The organism is Arthrobacter pityocampae (assembly GCF_002927275.1).
Classification (GTDB): Bacteria; Actinomycetota; Actinomycetes; order Actinomycetales; family Micrococcaceae; genus Arthrobacter_D; species Arthrobacter_D pityocampae.
In genome coordinates this window covers 442,370-457,842 of sequence record NZ_PRKW01000005.1, presented here as the reverse complement: position 1 = coordinate 457,842, position 15,473 = coordinate 442,370, and the positions used below count along the sequence as shown (strand labels likewise).

At 69.2% G+C, this 15,473-nt stretch carries 15 protein-coding genes; 3 read left to right on the top strand and 12 right to left on the bottom strand.

The genetic code is table 11. The annotated features are described in order from the left end of the window. Positions 1–40: 40 nt before the first annotated feature. The 9 genes from C4K88_RS13655 to C4K88_RS13615 form a co-directional block, all read right to left on the bottom strand. Positions 41–784, bottom strand: a complete 744-nt coding sequence (locus C4K88_RS13655; protein ID WP_104122160.1) for an IclR family transcriptional regulator — start codon at positions 782–784, stop codon at positions 41–43. Position 785: 1 nt separating this feature from the next. Continuing rightward, complete coding sequence (locus C4K88_RS13650; RefSeq protein WP_104122159.1) at positions 786–2,714, bottom strand: FAD-binding monooxygenase; 1,929 nt, start codon at positions 2,712–2,714, stop codon at positions 786–788. 117 nt (positions 2,715–2,831) lie between these two features. Further along, positions 2,832–3,515, bottom strand: a complete 684-nt coding sequence (locus tag C4K88_RS13645) for a hypothetical protein (RefSeq protein ID WP_146065694.1) — start codon at positions 3,513–3,515, stop codon at positions 2,832–2,834. A gap of 299 nt (positions 3,516–3,814) precedes the next feature. Beyond that, complete coding sequence (locus C4K88_RS13640; RefSeq protein ID WP_104122157.1) at positions 3,815–5,254, bottom strand: amidase; 1,440 nt, start codon at positions 5,252–5,254, stop codon at positions 3,815–3,817. 5 nt (positions 5,255–5,259) lie between these two features. Further along, complete coding sequence (locus tag C4K88_RS13635) at positions 5,260–5,475, bottom strand: hypothetical protein (RefSeq protein ID WP_167399053.1); 216 nt, start codon at positions 5,473–5,475, stop codon at positions 5,260–5,262. A 7-nt stretch (positions 5,476–5,482) separates the two neighbouring features. After that, positions 5,483–6,379: a carbohydrate ABC transporter permease gene (locus C4K88_RS13630; RefSeq protein ID WP_104122155.1), complete on the bottom strand. Its 897-nt coding sequence runs from the start codon at positions 6,377–6,379 to the stop codon at positions 5,483–5,485. Continuing rightward, positions 6,376–7,248: a carbohydrate ABC transporter permease gene (locus C4K88_RS13625; protein WP_104122154.1), complete on the bottom strand. Its 873-nt coding sequence runs from the start codon at positions 7,246–7,248 to the stop codon at positions 6,376–6,378. Before C4K88_RS13625 ends, C4K88_RS13630 begins: the two co-directional genes overlap by 4 nt. Before the next feature lie 77 nt (positions 7,249–7,325). After that, on the bottom strand, positions 7,326–8,642 hold the full coding sequence (locus C4K88_RS13620) for an ABC transporter substrate-binding protein (RefSeq protein ID WP_104122153.1): 1,317 nt from the start codon (positions 8,640–8,642) through the stop codon (positions 7,326–7,328). A 294-nt stretch (positions 8,643–8,936) separates the two neighbouring features. Then, on the bottom strand, positions 8,937–10,541 hold the full coding sequence (locus tag C4K88_RS13615) for an alpha-amylase family glycosyl hydrolase (protein ID WP_104122152.1): 1,605 nt from the start codon (positions 10,539–10,541) through the stop codon (positions 8,937–8,939). Between the two features lie 176 nt (positions 10,542–10,717). Here C4K88_RS13615 and C4K88_RS13610 point away from each other — a divergent pair, with 176 nt between their 5' ends. Next, positions 10,718–11,065 (top strand): nuclear transport factor 2-like protein, encoded by a 348-nt coding sequence (locus C4K88_RS13610; protein WP_104122151.1) that lies wholly within the window; start codon positions 10,718–10,720, stop codon positions 11,063–11,065. A 21-nt stretch (positions 11,066–11,086) separates the two neighbouring features. On the opposite strand, the gene C4K88_RS13605 is transcribed toward C4K88_RS13610, so the two are convergent. Then, positions 11,087–11,581 carry a DUF4188 domain-containing protein gene (locus C4K88_RS13605; protein ID WP_104122150.1) on the bottom strand — a complete coding sequence of 165 codons (495 nt, stop codon included), beginning with the start codon at positions 11,579–11,581 and terminating at the stop codon, positions 11,087–11,089. Positions 11,582–11,657: 76 nt separating this feature from the next. Between C4K88_RS13605 and C4K88_RS13600 the strand changes: the two genes are divergently transcribed. Together C4K88_RS13600 and C4K88_RS13595 are read left to right on the top strand one after the other, a co-directional pair. After that, a complete protein-coding gene (locus tag C4K88_RS13600; protein ID WP_104122149.1) occupies positions 11,658–12,233 on the top strand; it encodes a TetR/AcrR family transcriptional regulator in 576 nt (191 codons plus the stop codon). 137 nt (positions 12,234–12,370) lie between these two features. Beyond that, on the top strand, positions 12,371–14,092 hold the full coding sequence (locus C4K88_RS13595) for an alpha/beta-hydrolase family protein (RefSeq protein WP_104122148.1): 1,722 nt from the start codon (positions 12,371–12,373) through the stop codon (positions 14,090–14,092). A 39-nt stretch (positions 14,093–14,131) separates the two neighbouring features. On the opposite strand, the gene C4K88_RS13590 is transcribed toward C4K88_RS13595, so the two are convergent. Then, the gene (locus C4K88_RS13590; protein WP_104122147.1) at positions 14,132–14,794 is read right to left on the bottom strand and encodes a GAP family protein; all 663 of its coding nucleotides are present in this window, start codon (positions 14,792–14,794) and stop codon (positions 14,132–14,134) included. Beyond that, positions 14,794–15,336, bottom strand: a complete 543-nt coding sequence (locus C4K88_RS13585) for a TetR/AcrR family transcriptional regulator (protein ID WP_104122146.1) — start codon at positions 15,334–15,336, stop codon at positions 14,794–14,796. Before C4K88_RS13585 ends, C4K88_RS13590 begins: the two co-directional genes overlap by 1 nt. Positions 15,337–15,473: the final 137 nt, after the last annotated feature.

Here is a 15,473-nt window from a genome sequence, read left to right as displayed (position 1 = left end):
TTGTCCTTCGCACGGAGGGGTGTGGGGTGGGAGTACTGGGTCACAGGACGGATCCGACGGCGCGGGCAGCGGCGGCGACGCGGGCGCCGATCGCCTCGACGGGCCGGTCGCTGCGGAGGTAGACGACGGCGAGCGCGGCCGGGAGCCGGCCGCGGACGTGGATCGGGGCGGCGACGGAACTGACGCCGGGGATCACCTCGTCCTGGCTCGTGGCGTACCCGGTGACCGCCGCGATCCTGGCTTCCTCCCGGTAGGGCGAGCCGGGCGCCAGGCGCTGCCAGTGGGCCTCGGTCAGGGCGGACTGGATGGCGATGCCGGGCGCCCCGGCGTCGAACGGGTGACGCGAGCCTGGCCGCTGGACGAGGGTGCCCTCGCCGTGCGGCGGTTCGACGGCCACGAGGGTGACGCAGTGGTGCCGGTCCAGCACCGCGATGAACGCGGTCATCTGCAGCTCGGAGGCCACCGCGGTGAGCTCGGGCAGCGCGGCGGTCTGCAGCCGGGGCGCCACGCCCCGGGCGAGGTTCGCGAGTCCCGGGCCGGCCTGGAAGCGGCCGGCGGCGTCCCGGACCACGAGGGAGTGCTCCTCGAGGGTGCGCAGGATCCGGTAGGCGATGGAGCGGTGCACGTCGAGCGCGCCGGCGATCTCCGCCGTCGTCAGTCCGTCCGGGGTGTCCGCGAGGATCTCCAGGGCACGGATGCCCCGGGAGAGGGTCTGGGAGGCGGGGGCCGACGGCGCCGCTCCGGTGGCGTCCGCCCCGGCCCGACCGGCGGGTGCGGCCCGCATGTCAGGCAAGGGCCCGTCCGGCGCCCGGCCTCCCGGAGGCGGCGGCCCGGGGTGCCAGGAGGGGGGCGAAGAACGCGGCGAGGCCTGCGGGGTCGGCGAGCGGGAGCACGTGCGCCACGTACTGGTCGGGGCGGACGACGACGACGACCCCCGCGCGGTCCAGTCCGCGCAGGTCGAAGATGTCCGCGGCGGGATCGGCGGCGTACACCTTCTCGTAGTCGGTGAGCCCGAACGGCCCCACCGCGGGCGTGAACTCCGCCGGGACCCGCCCGATGTCCACCTGCGTGTGTGCCTGCTGGTAGATCACCTTCACGTCGAACCAGGCGTCGCGGTCGGCGCCGTCCGGCGTGGTGGCGAGCGGCGAGTCGGGGTGCGTACCGATCCAGTCCGCGAACGCGGCGACGCCGGAGGCCGCACCGGGTTCCGGCCCGTCCGCGAACACGTAGATCCGCCACCGGCCGTCCGCCGTCGCGTGGTGGCCGAGGTGTATCGGGACGCCGTCGCACACCCGGACCACGGGCGCGGACTTGAAGCGCTTGCCGACGGGGAAACCGGCCGCGAGGTCCTGGTGGGCATCCCCGGCGATGAGCATCGACGGCGCGTACTGCGTCATGAAGCCCGCCGGGAACTCCATGGTGCGCACGTAGAAGTCCTCGAGTTCGGACGGGTCGGCGAAGTCCTCCGGCTTCCGCGCCATGAGCGTGGACCATTCCTTGTCGAAGGCGATGAGGTCCTTCGCGACGACCTGCCGTTCGGCCGAGTAGGTGGCCAGCAGGGTCTCCGGGCTGCGGCCATCCAGGACGTGCCCGAGTTTCCAGCCGAGGTTGAAGCCGTCCTGCATGGACACGTTCATTCCCTGGCCGGCCTTGGCGCTGTGCGTGTGGCAGGCGTCGCCGGTGATGAAGACGCGGGGGGTGCGGGTGCCCACGTCCTCGGGCCGGACGTCGTCGAATCTGTCGGTGAGGCGGTGCCCCACCTCGTAGACGCTGTGCCAGGCGACGTTCCGCACGTCCAGGGTGTACGGGCTGAGGATCGTGTTGGCCTTGGCGATGATCTGCTCGAGTGTCGTGGCGCGCACGGCGCCGTGGTCCGCCGGATCCACCTCGCCGAGATCCACGTACATGCGGAACAGGTGTCCGCCCTCCCGCGGGATGAGCAGGATGCTGCCGCCGGCCCCGGACTGGATGGCGCACTTGCGGCGGATGTCGGGGAAGTCGGTGACGGCGAGCGCGTCCATCACGCCCCAGGCGTGGTTGGCCTGGTCCCCGGCGAGGGTGCAGCCGATCGCCTGGCGCACGGGGCTGCGCGCGCCGTCGGCCCCCACCACGTAGCGGGCCCGCACGGCGTGCTCCTCGCCCTCGTGCTCCCCGGCGGTGCGCACGAGGGTGACCCGCACCGGGTACTCCTGCGCGTCGTCGACCTCCAGGCCCTCGAAGGCGTAGCCGTAATCGGCTTCCATGCGGGTGGGCGCGTTCTTCATGAACTCGGCGAAGTAGTCGAGCACGCGGGCCTGGTTGACGATCAGGTGCGGGAACTCGCTGATGCCGGTCGGATCGTCCTCGGGGCAGGCCGTGCGGACGATGCGCGAGGGATCAGCCGGGTCGGGCTTCCAGAACGCCATCTCGACGATCCGGTACGCCTCGTCGATGATCCGGTGGGCGAACCCGAAGGCCTGGAACGTCTCGACGCTGCGGGCCTGGATGCCGTCGGCCTGGCCGATGACGAGTCTGCCGGGGCGGCGCTCCACGATCCGCGTGGTGATGTCCGGGAACTGGGAGAGCTGCGCGGCGGCGATCATGCCGGCGGGTCCGGTGCCGATGATCAGGACGTCGACCTCGTCGGGGAGCTCCGGCGGACGGTCCAGACCGACGCCGGCGGCGGGCTGGACGCGGGGGTCACCGGACACGTAGCCGTGGTGGTGGAATTGCACGGGCTGGCCTCACTTCATCGTGGATGTGCCGTCCGCGTTCGATAATCGAACACGCCGTTCTTCTTTCGTAGGGCGATGGTAGCCCGGGTGCCCGTGCGACTCAATGGCGGGGCACGGTCACCACTTGATGAGGTCGTCTCCGTACCCGGCGTCGCACTCGCCGTCGTGGATCACCCCGTCCCCCTCGGCGACCACGTAGTCGTCGGCGGGGTCGAAGACCACGGTGCGCACGCCCGTGACTTCCCTCGCGCACTCGTGGGCGAAGTCCTCGCTCTCCTCCTCGCCGCCGATCCACAGGTCCAGCCACACGGAGGCGTCACCGAACTCCTCCGCGCCCGTGTGGCACGGGCCGTCCTCGGGCTCGTCGCCGTTCCCGCAGGTGTCCTCCACGATGAAATACCGGCGCACGTCAGGCACGTAGAGGCGGGTCCCCGCGGGGTAGTCCAGGACGTCCTCTCCCGTCTCCAGGGAATGCCCGACGGCGACGGTGACGGGATCGTCATAGGTGCCGGTGCCCCCGGCGGTCCGATGGAGCACGGGGTTGCTGATGATGGGCGAGCCGGGCGGGGTGTTGTCATGCCAGGTGTAGGCCGTGATGTACACGTCCTCCCCAGCGGTGTCCGCTGTTCCGGTGGACGGCGGTGGCTGCGGTGGCTGGGTCGACTCCGGCGGCCCGGAGCACCCGGCGACCGCGAGGACCATCAGGAGCGTCCCTGCGAGCAGTGAGCGCCGCGGCCCACCCTTCACCTCGTTGACCACCGGCGCGCGGCGGCCGGATCGAGGACAGGGTGGTTTCGTCATCACGTCTTTCCGAGGAAGCGCAGGCGCCGCAGGTATCTCCGATCACAATAGAGGCGCCGCCCGGGGCCGCGCATCCGTAGGAAGTACCCCAGAATGTGCCGGCGTCACCGCCCTGCGGCTACGCCGGACCCGGGGGCTACCTCAGGACCGCGGTGCGGTCGGCCTGAGTCAAAGTGCAGTCATGGCAGCCCCTCGCCTTGACCCGGGCCTCCTCTTCCGATGAACTGGTAAGTGTGCTTATAGAACGGGTCAAGCAGCCGGCCTGGTGATGAGCGCCCCGACGGCGTCCGGCCAATAGTTCACTGGAGGCCGGGCGCTCTCGCGGGGACCGTGTGGGGTGCAGCCGGGTCCTCACCCGCGGAAGCGGCCTGCACCCTCTCGACGGACCGCCCCACCCTCAGGACGGTCTGGTCGGCAAACGGCCGTCCCATGATCTGCACGCCGACCGGTAGACCCGACGTCGAGAATCCGCACGGCACCTGGAGCGTCGGCAACCCGAAGAGATTCCCCGGGATGGACAGCCGGCCGTACCCCACCGATGCGCTGTCGACCCGCCCGTCGTCCCAGCGATACACCGGGTCATCGGCCGGGAGCGCTGTCGTGAAGACCGTCGGAGTGACCACGACGTCCACATCCAGGGCGACGACGGCATCCCGCCACGCCGCTTTCAGGGACTGCCGGAACCGGAGGGCGTCGATGTAATCCGTCGCGAGAATCGTTTCCCCGACCTCCAGCAATCCCCGGACCTCGTCCGTGTACAGCTCCGGGGTGTCGCGGAGCGTCCGGCGGTGATAGGCACTGGCCTCGGGCATCATGATGCCGGTGATCACGGCACCGAAGTGTTCGGCCTGCGGAATCTCCATCGGCACGACGACGGCGCCCTGCTCCACGAGCGTCGCCACTGCGGCGGCGACCATCCGCGCGGTCTCCGGGTCGATCCGCTCCGTGAAGTAGTTGACCGGGATCCCGAGGCGGAGACCCTCGACGCCGTCGTCGATCCCCGCCGCGAAGTCCTGCACCCGGGCCGTAACCGAGCCGGGGTCGCGCACGTCGTGGCCGGCCATGGCATTGAGCATCCAGGCCGCGTCCGTCACGGTCCGGGCCAGGGGGCCCACGTGATCCAGCGACCAGGCCAGTGATGCCACCCCGGTGCGGGAGACGCGCCCGTAGGTCGGTTTGAACCCTACAACACCGCAGAGGGACGCGGGGATCCTGATCGACCCCGCGGTATCCGTCCCCACCGCGGCCAGGGCTCCGCCGTAGCTCACAGCCGCCGCGGACCCCCCACTGGACCCGCCGACCATGCGGCCGGGATCCCACGGGTTGCGCGTCGTCGGCGTGACGCCGCCGTACGCGAATTCATGCGTATGCGTCTTGCCGACCATGACCATGCCGGCGCGCTTGAGCGCAGCCACGACGGCGGCGTCGGCCTCGGGCACGTGGTGCTCCCGCACCCGGGAACTCGCCGTCGTCGCTACGCCGGCCGTGTCGATGAGGTCCTTGTACGCCACGGGGATGCCGTGCAGGGGGCCCCGGTACGACCCCGCCACGATCTCGGCGGTGGCGAGGGCCGCCTCCCGGAGCGCCTCCTCGGCGGTGACCGTGACGAAGGCCCCCACCACGCCGTCGACAGCTGCTATCCGCGCCAGCACCGCTTCCGTCAGCTCGAGCGGCGTCAGGCTGCCGGAGGCGATCCTGGCGGACGCCTCGACCAGCGACAGCTCGTGGAGATGAGCCACCCGGATCAGTCCCAGGCTGGATCGAAGGACGTCGCGGGGGCGATGTCATCGAGGCGTACGGCCGCCAGCGCCCGCAGGGACGCATGCACCGGCGCGGCCGCAGCGGCCAGACCCTGCACCCTGTCCGAGGGGACGACGAGGCCGGCCTGCGCCGTGACGGCCTCGACGAAGGCGGCGAGCGGGTGACCCGCGTCATCCCGGATCGCGTCGTTCGACATCACGGGGCCCCTATCCCTTGACGGATCCGTCGCTCAACCCGGCCACCAGGTACTTCTGCGCGATGAACGAGATGGCGATGACGGGAAGAGTCAGCAGCATCTCTGCCGCGCCGGCCTGCTGGAGCATGGGCAGGGTCTGGCCCAGCTGCGTGGTGATGAACACCGGCACCGTCTTCGACGCCGTGTCGGTGAGCACGAGCGCCGTCAGGTACTCCTGGAAGGCGAAGAGGAAGACGAAGACCCCGGCGGTGAGGATGCCCGGCCGCATGAGCGGGATCATGATCCGGCGGAGGGTGCCGAACCGTGTACAGCCGTCGATCATGGCCGCTTCGTCCAGTTCCTTCGGGATCTCGGCGAAGAAATTGCGCAGGAGCCAGATGCTGAAGGGCTGGTTGATCGCCACGAGCGCTGCGGCCAGGGCGAAGTTGGTGTCGTAGATGCCGAGGGATTTGCTGATCTCGTACATCGGCAGCACCACCGAGAACCGGGGCAGCGACCGGAAGACCAGGGCCAGCAGCAGGAGGATGGCCGAGACGTACCCGGGGAAGCGGGAGAGCGCATAGGCCGCGGGGACGCCGAGCACCAGTGCGATCACGGTCGAGATGATGGCGACGACCGCCGTGTTGACGAGATACTGGGCGAAGTACGTCGTCTCCCAGAGGTCCTTGAACGCCTGGAAGGTCGGGGTGTACCCGCCGAGGACGGGCGGGTTGGCGAAGGCGACATCGGTGGGCTTGGTGACCGACAGCGCCGTCCAGATGAACGGGGACAGCATCAGGACGGCGAGGGCCAGGAGGAGGACGACGGCGGTCGGATTCCTCCGACGTCGACGGCGGCGCTGCGCAGGGTGACCTGCGGCCCGGAGCCGTGAGGGCGGCGGGGTGACGGTGTCCGTGGCGGAGCTCATGCTTTGGCCTTCGCTTCCTTGAGGAGGTCCCGGATGAAGGGGAAGAGGCAGATCAGGATGATCACGATCGACAGGACGTTGACCGCGCTACCGAGTCCCAGGCGCTGGGATCCGTCCCGGAAGGCGTTGTCGAAGACGTAGAACATGATGGACTCGTTCCCGATGGCGTCGGCCTGGGGGGAGAGCGGGATGAGGCTGTCGAACGTCCTGAGGACGTCCATGATCGTGATGAGGCAGACGAATCCGACGATCCCGCGCATGGTGGGGATGATGACGTAGAGGTGCATCTTCCACGCCGACGCGCCGTCGATGGTGGCTGCTTCCCTCAGCTCCTTCGGTACGCCCTGGAGCCCGGCGAGGATCATGAGCACCGAAAAGGGCAGCAGGTGCCACACCGTGTGGGCGATGATCATGACCCGGTTGGGCCAGGTGTCCGTGAACCACAGGAACTCCTGACCCGTGAGCCGTTCGATGACGAGGTTGAGGACGCCGCCGAAGTTCGAGTCGAAGAGCCACGAGAAGGAGACCGCGCCGACCACCCCGGGGAGCACGTACGCGACGAGCATCGACCCGAGGACATAGGGGCGGAGCCTGCCCAGGCCGTTGACTCCGACCGCCACCAGATACCCGACCAGGAGAATGAGGGCGGTGACGATGCCGGTCAGCAGCAGGGTGAAGAACACCGCGCGCCCGAAGCGAGGGTCGGAGAGCGCCTGCGTGTAGTTGGACAGGCCGACGAAGACTCCCGGGGAGCCGTAGCTCACCTGCTGGAAGCTCCACTGGACGGTCCGTATCAGCGGGAAGACAAGGAGTCCCAGCATGACGAGCAGGCTCGGACCGATCAGTACTGCGAATTCACGACGACGCATGGGGTTACCTCACCTCGGATTGGGGGGGGTGGACACGACCGGTGGCCGCCGGGCAGTCCGGCGACCACGGGCCGGTGTCACTTCGCGGCGACGGTCTCCTCGGCGAGACGCTGCATCTCCTGCATGCCCGCCTCGACGTCCGTCTGACCGGTGAGCACCTGGACGAGCACCGGACGGATGGCGTTGGTCACGGGGGCGCTCGCCGGGTCGTTCGGGGCCGGCATGGTGGCCGCGATCGTCTCGTTCGCCGCGACCGCGTACTTCGAGCTCTCCTCGGTGACGATTCCCTCCCGTGCCGGGTAAGCGGCGGGGACGGAGGCCTTCGAGGCGTCCTCTCCGACGGAGGACGCGATCATCTGGAACAGCATGTCCTTGTCCAGCTTCGTGTTCTCCGGGATCGCCCAGCCATCCACCGACAGGCGGCTGAACAGGTACGGCGCCTCGGCGTCGAGCGACGGCGGCGCGGCGAAGGCGAACTCCTCGGAGAGCTTCGAGTTGGTGTCCAGGGTGAGATCGTTCATGCGACCGGAGAACATGATCGACATGGCCGCGGTCCCGTTGAACATCTGCTGCTGGACCTTGGGCTGGTCGAAGGTGGTGACCTGCGGGTCCATGTAGGGAAGGAGCGATCGCAGGCCTTCGAGCGCCTCACGGGACCCGTCCGAGGAGAACTGCGGGGTACCGGCGTCGAGGAAGTCCGTGCCGGTGGAGTTCATGGCGGCCTGGTAGATGGTGGAGACATCCGCCGTGGCATTCATCGGCAGCGCGATCGGGTACTCGATGTCCCCCTGCTCGCGGATGGCCTCGGCCGCAGCAATCATGTCCTCGAACGTCTTGGGCGGCGTCAGGCCCAGCTCGTCGAAGACGTCCTGGCGGTAGGCCATGACGTACATCTGCGCCTGCATCGGCAATGCGTAGAGCTTCCCGTCGAAGCTGAGGGCAGAGCGCATACCCTCGTCCAGCGCATCGAGTTCGTACTTCTCGCCGTACTCGGTGACGTAGTCGTCCAGAGGCACGATCGAGCCGGCCGAGGCGATCTCGGGGACCGCGAAGCCGTAGGTCTCGATGATGTCGTAGCTGCCGGAGTCCCCGGCGAGCGTCGCCGTCGTCTTGGTGACCTGACCGCTGAAGTCGATCGGGTCATGCTTGAGCGTCACTTCGTCGCGGGTGCAGCTCTTGACCATCGTGTTGGTGAAAGGGTCGATGGCCGAGGAGTTGTAGGCGAGGACGTTGACCGTCGTCTCCGACTCGGGTGCCGTGTAGTCGCAGTCGACGGCGGTGGCGTCGTCCGCGCCGGTCCGCGACCCCGCACCGCAGGCGGTCGCTCCGACGAGCGTGGCGGTGATGACCATGGCGGTGAGGCCGGTACGGAGGTGTGTGCGGTATCGCATCATGGGGTCCTCTGGTGGTGTCGTGGGCGGGAGGCAGCTCGGGCATCCCCTGGGTCACGGCAGCAGCCCGGGCGTCGGCGAGCCACTACCCGATCCACTGTTGTCCGCGCTACATGCAATCGCCGTGGGCGGGCCACCGTGTGAACCCGAAGTGGCCATGAAGTCCTGGCCTGGCGTCGTGGTTTCCCACCTCGTCCGGCGGCCCGGGCGCTGCTGCAGCGACCGGACCGCCCGAGGTGATCTCCCACGTGAGATCGAGTGTAAACGGACCCACCGACATCCCGACCGGCCGGGCCCTCAGCGGGGAGGACGCAGGACCCAGGCGGCGGTGTCCGGGGCGAGCAGCCCGTCGGCGGCCAAGGGTCCTGAGGCGAGAAGCACCTCGCCGGCGGGCAGGCGGACCGGGCGGTCACCCATGGCCATGACCGCCAGGAACCGGTCGCCCCGTTCGCACACGAGGAGCTCCCCTGCGGCCACCCGCCACCCGGCCGGACCGCCTGCGGGCAGTGTGCCGTCGACACGGAGTCGCTTCCGCAGCGCGATGGCCCGGGCGACGAAGCTCGCCATCGATCCCTCGTCCGCCAGCTGGGTCTCGATGGCGTACCGGCCCCACCCCGACGGCGGGGGAAGCCACGGAGCGCCGGCTCCGCCGCGGGAAAAGCCGAACGTCCCGTCCGGGGCCGTCGTCCACGGGAGGGGAACACGCGTGCCGTCACGCGACACCCCACCCCTGAGCCACATCGGGTCGACCCGCGCCTGAAGCGGCACATCCACCTCGGGCAGCCCGAGCTCCTGGCCCTGGTACAGGTAGGCTCCACCCGGTAGTCCCAGCAGGGTGAGCAGGGCCGCGCGGGCACGGGACAGGCCATCGTCCCCACCGCCGTACCGGGTGACTGCGCGGACCACGTCGTGGTTCTCGATCGACCAGGCCGGCGCCGTCCCGACTTCCCCGTGGGCCTCCGCCAGCAGCGCTGCGGTCGACCTCCAGGTCTCCGCGTCCCACGGCACCTTGACGAAGGGGTAGGCGAACGCCTGATGCATCTCGTCGGACCGGACGAGGCGGGCTGCGCGATCCGCGTCGAGATTCACCTCCCCCACCAGGACACGCACGGGCGAGAATTCGTCCGCGATCTTCCGCCACCGCCGGTAGACGTCGTGCAGCTCCTCCTGATCCGTGAGGTGCGGGTTGAACCGCAGCCCCCGGGCCACCGCACCGGGGTCCTCGGCGTCGGGCAGTCCCTCCGTCTTGAAGAGCCCATGAGCGACGTCCACCCGGAGGCCGTCCACTCCCTTGCCGAACCAGAACCGGAGCACCTCCTCGAAGAAATCGCCCACCGCGGGGTTCCGCCAGTTCCAGTCGGGTTGGGCGGGCGAGAAGATGTGGAGATACCACTGCCGGTCGCTCGCGGAGTCCGGATGGGCCCGGGTCCAGGAGCGGTCGCCGAAGGAGGACACCCAGTTGTTGGGTGGGGTGTCGGCGTCGGGCCCGTCCTCGAAGTGGAAGAACTCCCGTTCGGGGGAACCGGGGCCGGCCGCGAGGGCGGCCTGGAAGAGCGGGTGTTCCACCGAGCAGTGGTTGGGGGCGATGTCCATGAGGACGCGCAGGCCCCTGCCGTGCGCCGCCTCGATCAGCTCCTCGAAGTCCTGCATCGTCCCGAACAGCGGATCGACACCGCAGTAGTCGCTGACGTCGTACCCCTGGTCGACCTGCGGCGATGGTTGGAAGGGCGTGATCCAGATCCCGTCCGCGCCGAGGGACGCGATGTACGGCAGATGCGCGGTCAGACCGACGAGGTCGCCGACGCCGTCACCGTTGCCGTCGGCGAAGGAGCGCGGATACACCTGGTAGATGACCGCATCCTGCCACCAGTCCGGCCGCCCTCCGCCATCGGCAGGAGTCATCGAGGACTGCCCGCAGCAACGGACCGGAGGGAGACGCGACGGCGGGCACCCAGCGCGCCGACCGGCCGAGGGACATGGTGGACGCACATGGTGCGAGCTTACGACGCCGCGATGCCACTTCCCTCCCCCGGACTCCGGGCATGGCGTCGCCCCCGGGCCGACGATAGGTTGCCGTCATGACAAATTCGGCGCCCGACGTCGTCCGAGCACAATTCGAGGCGTACCGGTCCGGCGATGAAGCCACCGCGCGGAGACTCATCAGCGATCGGCTGCGTTTCACCTCGCCACAGGACGACGGGATCTCCAAGGACCAGTTCTTCGCCACCTGCTTTCCCACCGCAAAATACTTCGTCCAGCAGGACATCGTCGACCTGCAGGAGCTCGGGGACGGGCGGGTGTTCCTCCGCTATCGGGCGCGACGCCGGGACGAACCTTCGTTCAGCAACGTGGAGGTGATCACGGTCGTCGGCGGGGAGATCGTCGACATTCGCGTGTACTTCGGCGGGCCCGACGACACACCCTGAGGCCCGCCCGATGCGTAGGGGTCAGAGCCGCTCACCGGCAGACCGACCCATCCGCTGCCTGGCAGTATTGGTCCCCACCCTGACCGGGCTGTGCGCGGTGGCCTTCGCCAATCCGAAGAGGGGCATCCCGTTGTAGATGGTTTCGATGCCACCCGCAGGCACCTGGTAGGTCTCATGCCAGACGCCCACATCCCCGCTCCCGGCGGTTTCCTTCATGAACCGGCGCCAGGGCTCGAGGTGCGGGGACTCGCGGTCGGCGGCGAACTTCCGCAGGTGTTCCGGGCTCTCCCAGTAGCTGAGCAGCATGGTGGTGCGGCCGAACCACTGCTCACAGCCCAGCATTCCTGACGCGGGATCCTCAGCCAGGTGCTGGAGCATCCGCGGCATCGCGCTCGCCACTTTGCCCACCGTCCTCACCTTCCACCACCGGTTCGCCCGCATGCCGATCAGGAACACCGTCACCGATTCCCGTCCTGGGGTGGCGGTGTACCGGCCCGGGAAGACTGCCTGTGCCATGGGGACTCCTCAGGAAGGGTGGGCGACGATATTTCGTAACTGCGTTATGAAACAAGGTTATGGAACAATCGGATGCATGGCAAGACCTGTGGTCCACGACGATTCCCTGCGGCAGGAGCTGCTGGCCGTGACGGTCGAGCTCGTGGACCGGAACGGACCAGCGCGGGTGACACTACGGGATGTGGCCTCGGCCGCCCGGACCTCCACCACCGCCGTCTACTCCCTGTTCGGCGGGAAGTCGCAGCTGCTGACTGCCGTGGTCGACGACGGGTTCCGCTCCTTCCGCGATTCGCAGGTGGCTGCCGCCCCGGAGGGGCTGCAGGCACTCGGCGTGGCCTACCGGGCCTGGGCGCTGGAGCACCCCGCGCTGTACCGGCTGATGTTCGGCGGCGCGATGGCCGCTTTCGTGGACTGCCGACCCAGCCCGGAGGCTGCGGGGAACGCCATGGAACCACTCAGGGAAGCCGTCGCCGCCGCGCAGGCATCAGGGGCCATGCGTGATGCCCCCGTCGACCTGGTGGCCGCAGCCATCTGGGGCCAGGTGCACGGACTGGTGAGCCTGGAACTGGCGCAGATGGGCCCGCCCAGCGCCGACTGGGCTGCTGCCTACGACTCGGCACTGGACGCCGTGGCCCGCGGGTGGGCCGCCTGATCCACCGCAACCGTTGTGGAGGACTCTGCGCATCGGACCGGCCTCGATCCTGGTTCTACGCTCGATGCGTGGACCTCACACCGGCCTCCCTGCGTCGTCATTTATGATGGGCCACCGACAACGGAAATGATGGACTCGTGGCGGTCTTCAGACGCGGCATCACCTACCTTCAGGCACACCTGCTCAGTCTGGTCTGTGCGCTTGCGCTCGCGTCGCTGGCGCTGACTCCCTCACTCGTGCCACGCCCTACCGTGTTCCAGGGATTCCTGGCCGGTTTCTGGTTCATGGTCGGCTTCCAGATCGGGTACGCGCTCCGCGAGTTGTGGCGGATGACGGCTCGCAGGGTCCGACGGGCAACCCCGCAGCCGGAGTCCGAACACCCGCGCGCCCCACACCGCAGCACGCCATGGGTACCGCCCCTCATCGCCCTGGTACTTCTGGCGTACGTCATCGGCTACGGCCTGCTGGTCGCTTCCTGGCAGAACCGCGTCCGGGAACTGGTGGACATGCCACCCGTCGACGGCGTGGGGCACGCCCGGTTCTTCGCGAGCATGCTCGTCATCATGGGGGTGCTCTACGGGATCTCCCGGGGCATCGGGGCTCTGCGGAGGTTCGTGGCCGAGCGGGTCTCCACGGCCGGCGGATCCGCGGGCGCGGCACGCCGGGCGTCGCGGGCCACGGGGGCGGCGGCCGTCGTCGTCCTCGTTGCCGGACTCGCCGGCGCAGGACTGGCTGCGGTCGGGACGATCTACGCGGCACGGGACGCCGACACCCTCGCGGGGAGCGTGCAACCGGTGCTTCCCACGCGGTCGGGCTCGCCGGAATCGGCGGTCGGGTGGGATCAGTTGGGCCGCCAGGGGCGTGCCTTCGCCGGCGGAGGACCGAGCGCGAGTGCAATCGGCCAGGTCACCGGCAGCCCCGCGATGGAACCGGTTCGTGTCTATGCAGGGCTTCCCGCCGGGCAGGATGCGGCGGCGCGGGCGGATCGTGTGGTCAGGGAACTCGAACGCGCCGGCGGGTTCGAGCGGGAGGTGCTGCTCGTCGCCACGCCCACCGGCTCCGGGTGGCTCGAACCGCAAGCCATCGCGGCCCTCGAATACCTCTACGGAGGCGACACGGCAACGGCGTCGATGCAGTATTCCTTCCAGCCCAGCTGGGTCTCGTTCCTGTTCAGCCCGGACCTCGCGGCGGAATCCAGCGAAGCGCTCTTCGACGCGGTGCATGCGCGCTGGCAGGAACTGCCCGCCGCGCAGCGGCCGAAGCTGGCCGTCTATGGGCTGAGCCTCGGGGCGCACGGCATGCAGGGCAGCTTCGAGAATCTCGATGACCTGCGCTCACGCACCGATGCCGCACTGTTCACCGGACCGCCGTCGAACTCCCAGCCGTGGCGCACGCTGCAGGACAACCGCGATGCCGGAAGCCCTGTCTGGCAGCCCATCTACCGACAGGGCCGGGAGGTGCGCTGGCAATCGAAGCCGGGGGATTTCGCTGCGGTGGCCGGTGATTGGGAGCAGCCACGGGTGGGCTACCTGCAACATGCCACGGATCCCATCACCTGGCTGGACCCAGCTGTCATCTATCAGCGGCCGGAGTGGCTGGCCGGACCGGCCGCAGCCGGCGGGCGTGGGGCCGACGTCAGTGATTCGATGCGCTGGATCCCCGGCGTGACCTTCCTGCACCTGACCACCGACATGCTGGTCAGCGAGGCCGTCCCGCCCAGCCACGGGCACAATTTCGGCGACGTGGCGGTCGACGGCTGGGCGCAGGTTCTCCCCGGACACGGGCGCAGCGACGCCCAGCTGGCGTCGATCCAAGCTGTCATCGAGACGATCAATACGCACGACCCCATCTGGGAGTAGCAACGAGCGTTCATGCTGCGTCCGCGGGTCGCTGAACACTCAGGGCCAGAAGGCGATGGTGAGCACGCCGAGGCCGAGGAGGGCGAGGGTCAGGGCCGTGGGGATGGAGCGTTCGATGGTGCCGGTGGCGAAGCGGTCGTAGACCTTCTGCAGGCGTAGCCGGACCCGCTCGCCGTGGGCGATGCCGAGGCCGAGCAGGACCAGGCAGGGGATGCAGTAGATGAGCGCGTACCCGGCCAGGGCGAGGAGCCCGGCGCCGGTGGTGATGCCCGCGTCGATCATGCGTTCGATGGCGATGAAGTAGGGGAACGCGTTGGGCAGGTCCGCCCCCGTGACGAGGACGCCGAGGGGCAGGGCGGTCCCCACACCGAACCAGGAGGGCAGGCCGATGCCCTTCCTCTCGCGGTCCTTCAGGCGACGGACGGCGGCGATGAACAGGGTGATCGCCGCAATCAGGAAAACGATGCGCCGCAGCCAGACGAGCCCGTCACCAACCGTTTCCGCCGCAGCCCCTGCGCCAAGGAAGATGATGGCGCCCAGCACGAGGACGGTGCTGAACGCTCCGAGGACGAAGGACAGGGCGGAGGCGACCGGGCGTCGGGGGACGGTGAGGAGGATCAGGGTGATCGTCACGATGGTCGCAGGGTTCAGGCTGTCGGCCAGTGCGAGCCCGAGGACCGCCCAGAACAGGCCGGCGCTCATCAGGTCTCCTGCCCCCGGTCCCGCTCGTGGATCCGTTCCGGGCTTCGCCTGGTGTCCAGCCAGCCGAGGATCGCCTCCAGCGACGGGAGGGTGTCTCCCGTCAGAGCGCTCATGACCAGGCCGTCGCCCAGGAGCCGGACGACGGACCCGGCGACGGGATCGCCCAGTTCCTCGGCCAGCAGGCGTTCCCACCGGGCGGAGGCCTCACCCGATCGACGCAGGAGATCCGAGGTGTCGGTTCCTCCTTCGCTGAAGGACATCAGCAGAGCCCGATAGAGATCCGATTCCTCCCGCGCCATGGAGATCTGCAACCACGTCCTGACGACGTCGCCAGTGGCCGCGGCCGCATCGAGGGCCGCGTCCATGGAGTCGATGGACTGCTCCGCGAGACCGGCCAGGAGGGCCGCCCTCGTCCGGAAGTGGTGGGTGAACCCACCCTTGGACACCCCGGCGGCAACCGCGACGACATCCATCGACGGCACCGATCCCGCCTCGATCGTGAGTCGGCGGGCCGTGTCGAGAATGCGTTCCCGGGCTGTCATACGTCAACAATAGCAAAGGACCGACCGACTAGTCGGTCGTTCCCCGTTGTCGATGTCCGCCACGGTCCAGTGGTTCGCCCCCTCGGGCAGCCATCGGATCCGGCATCACCGTCAGCCGCTGGATGATGACACATCCT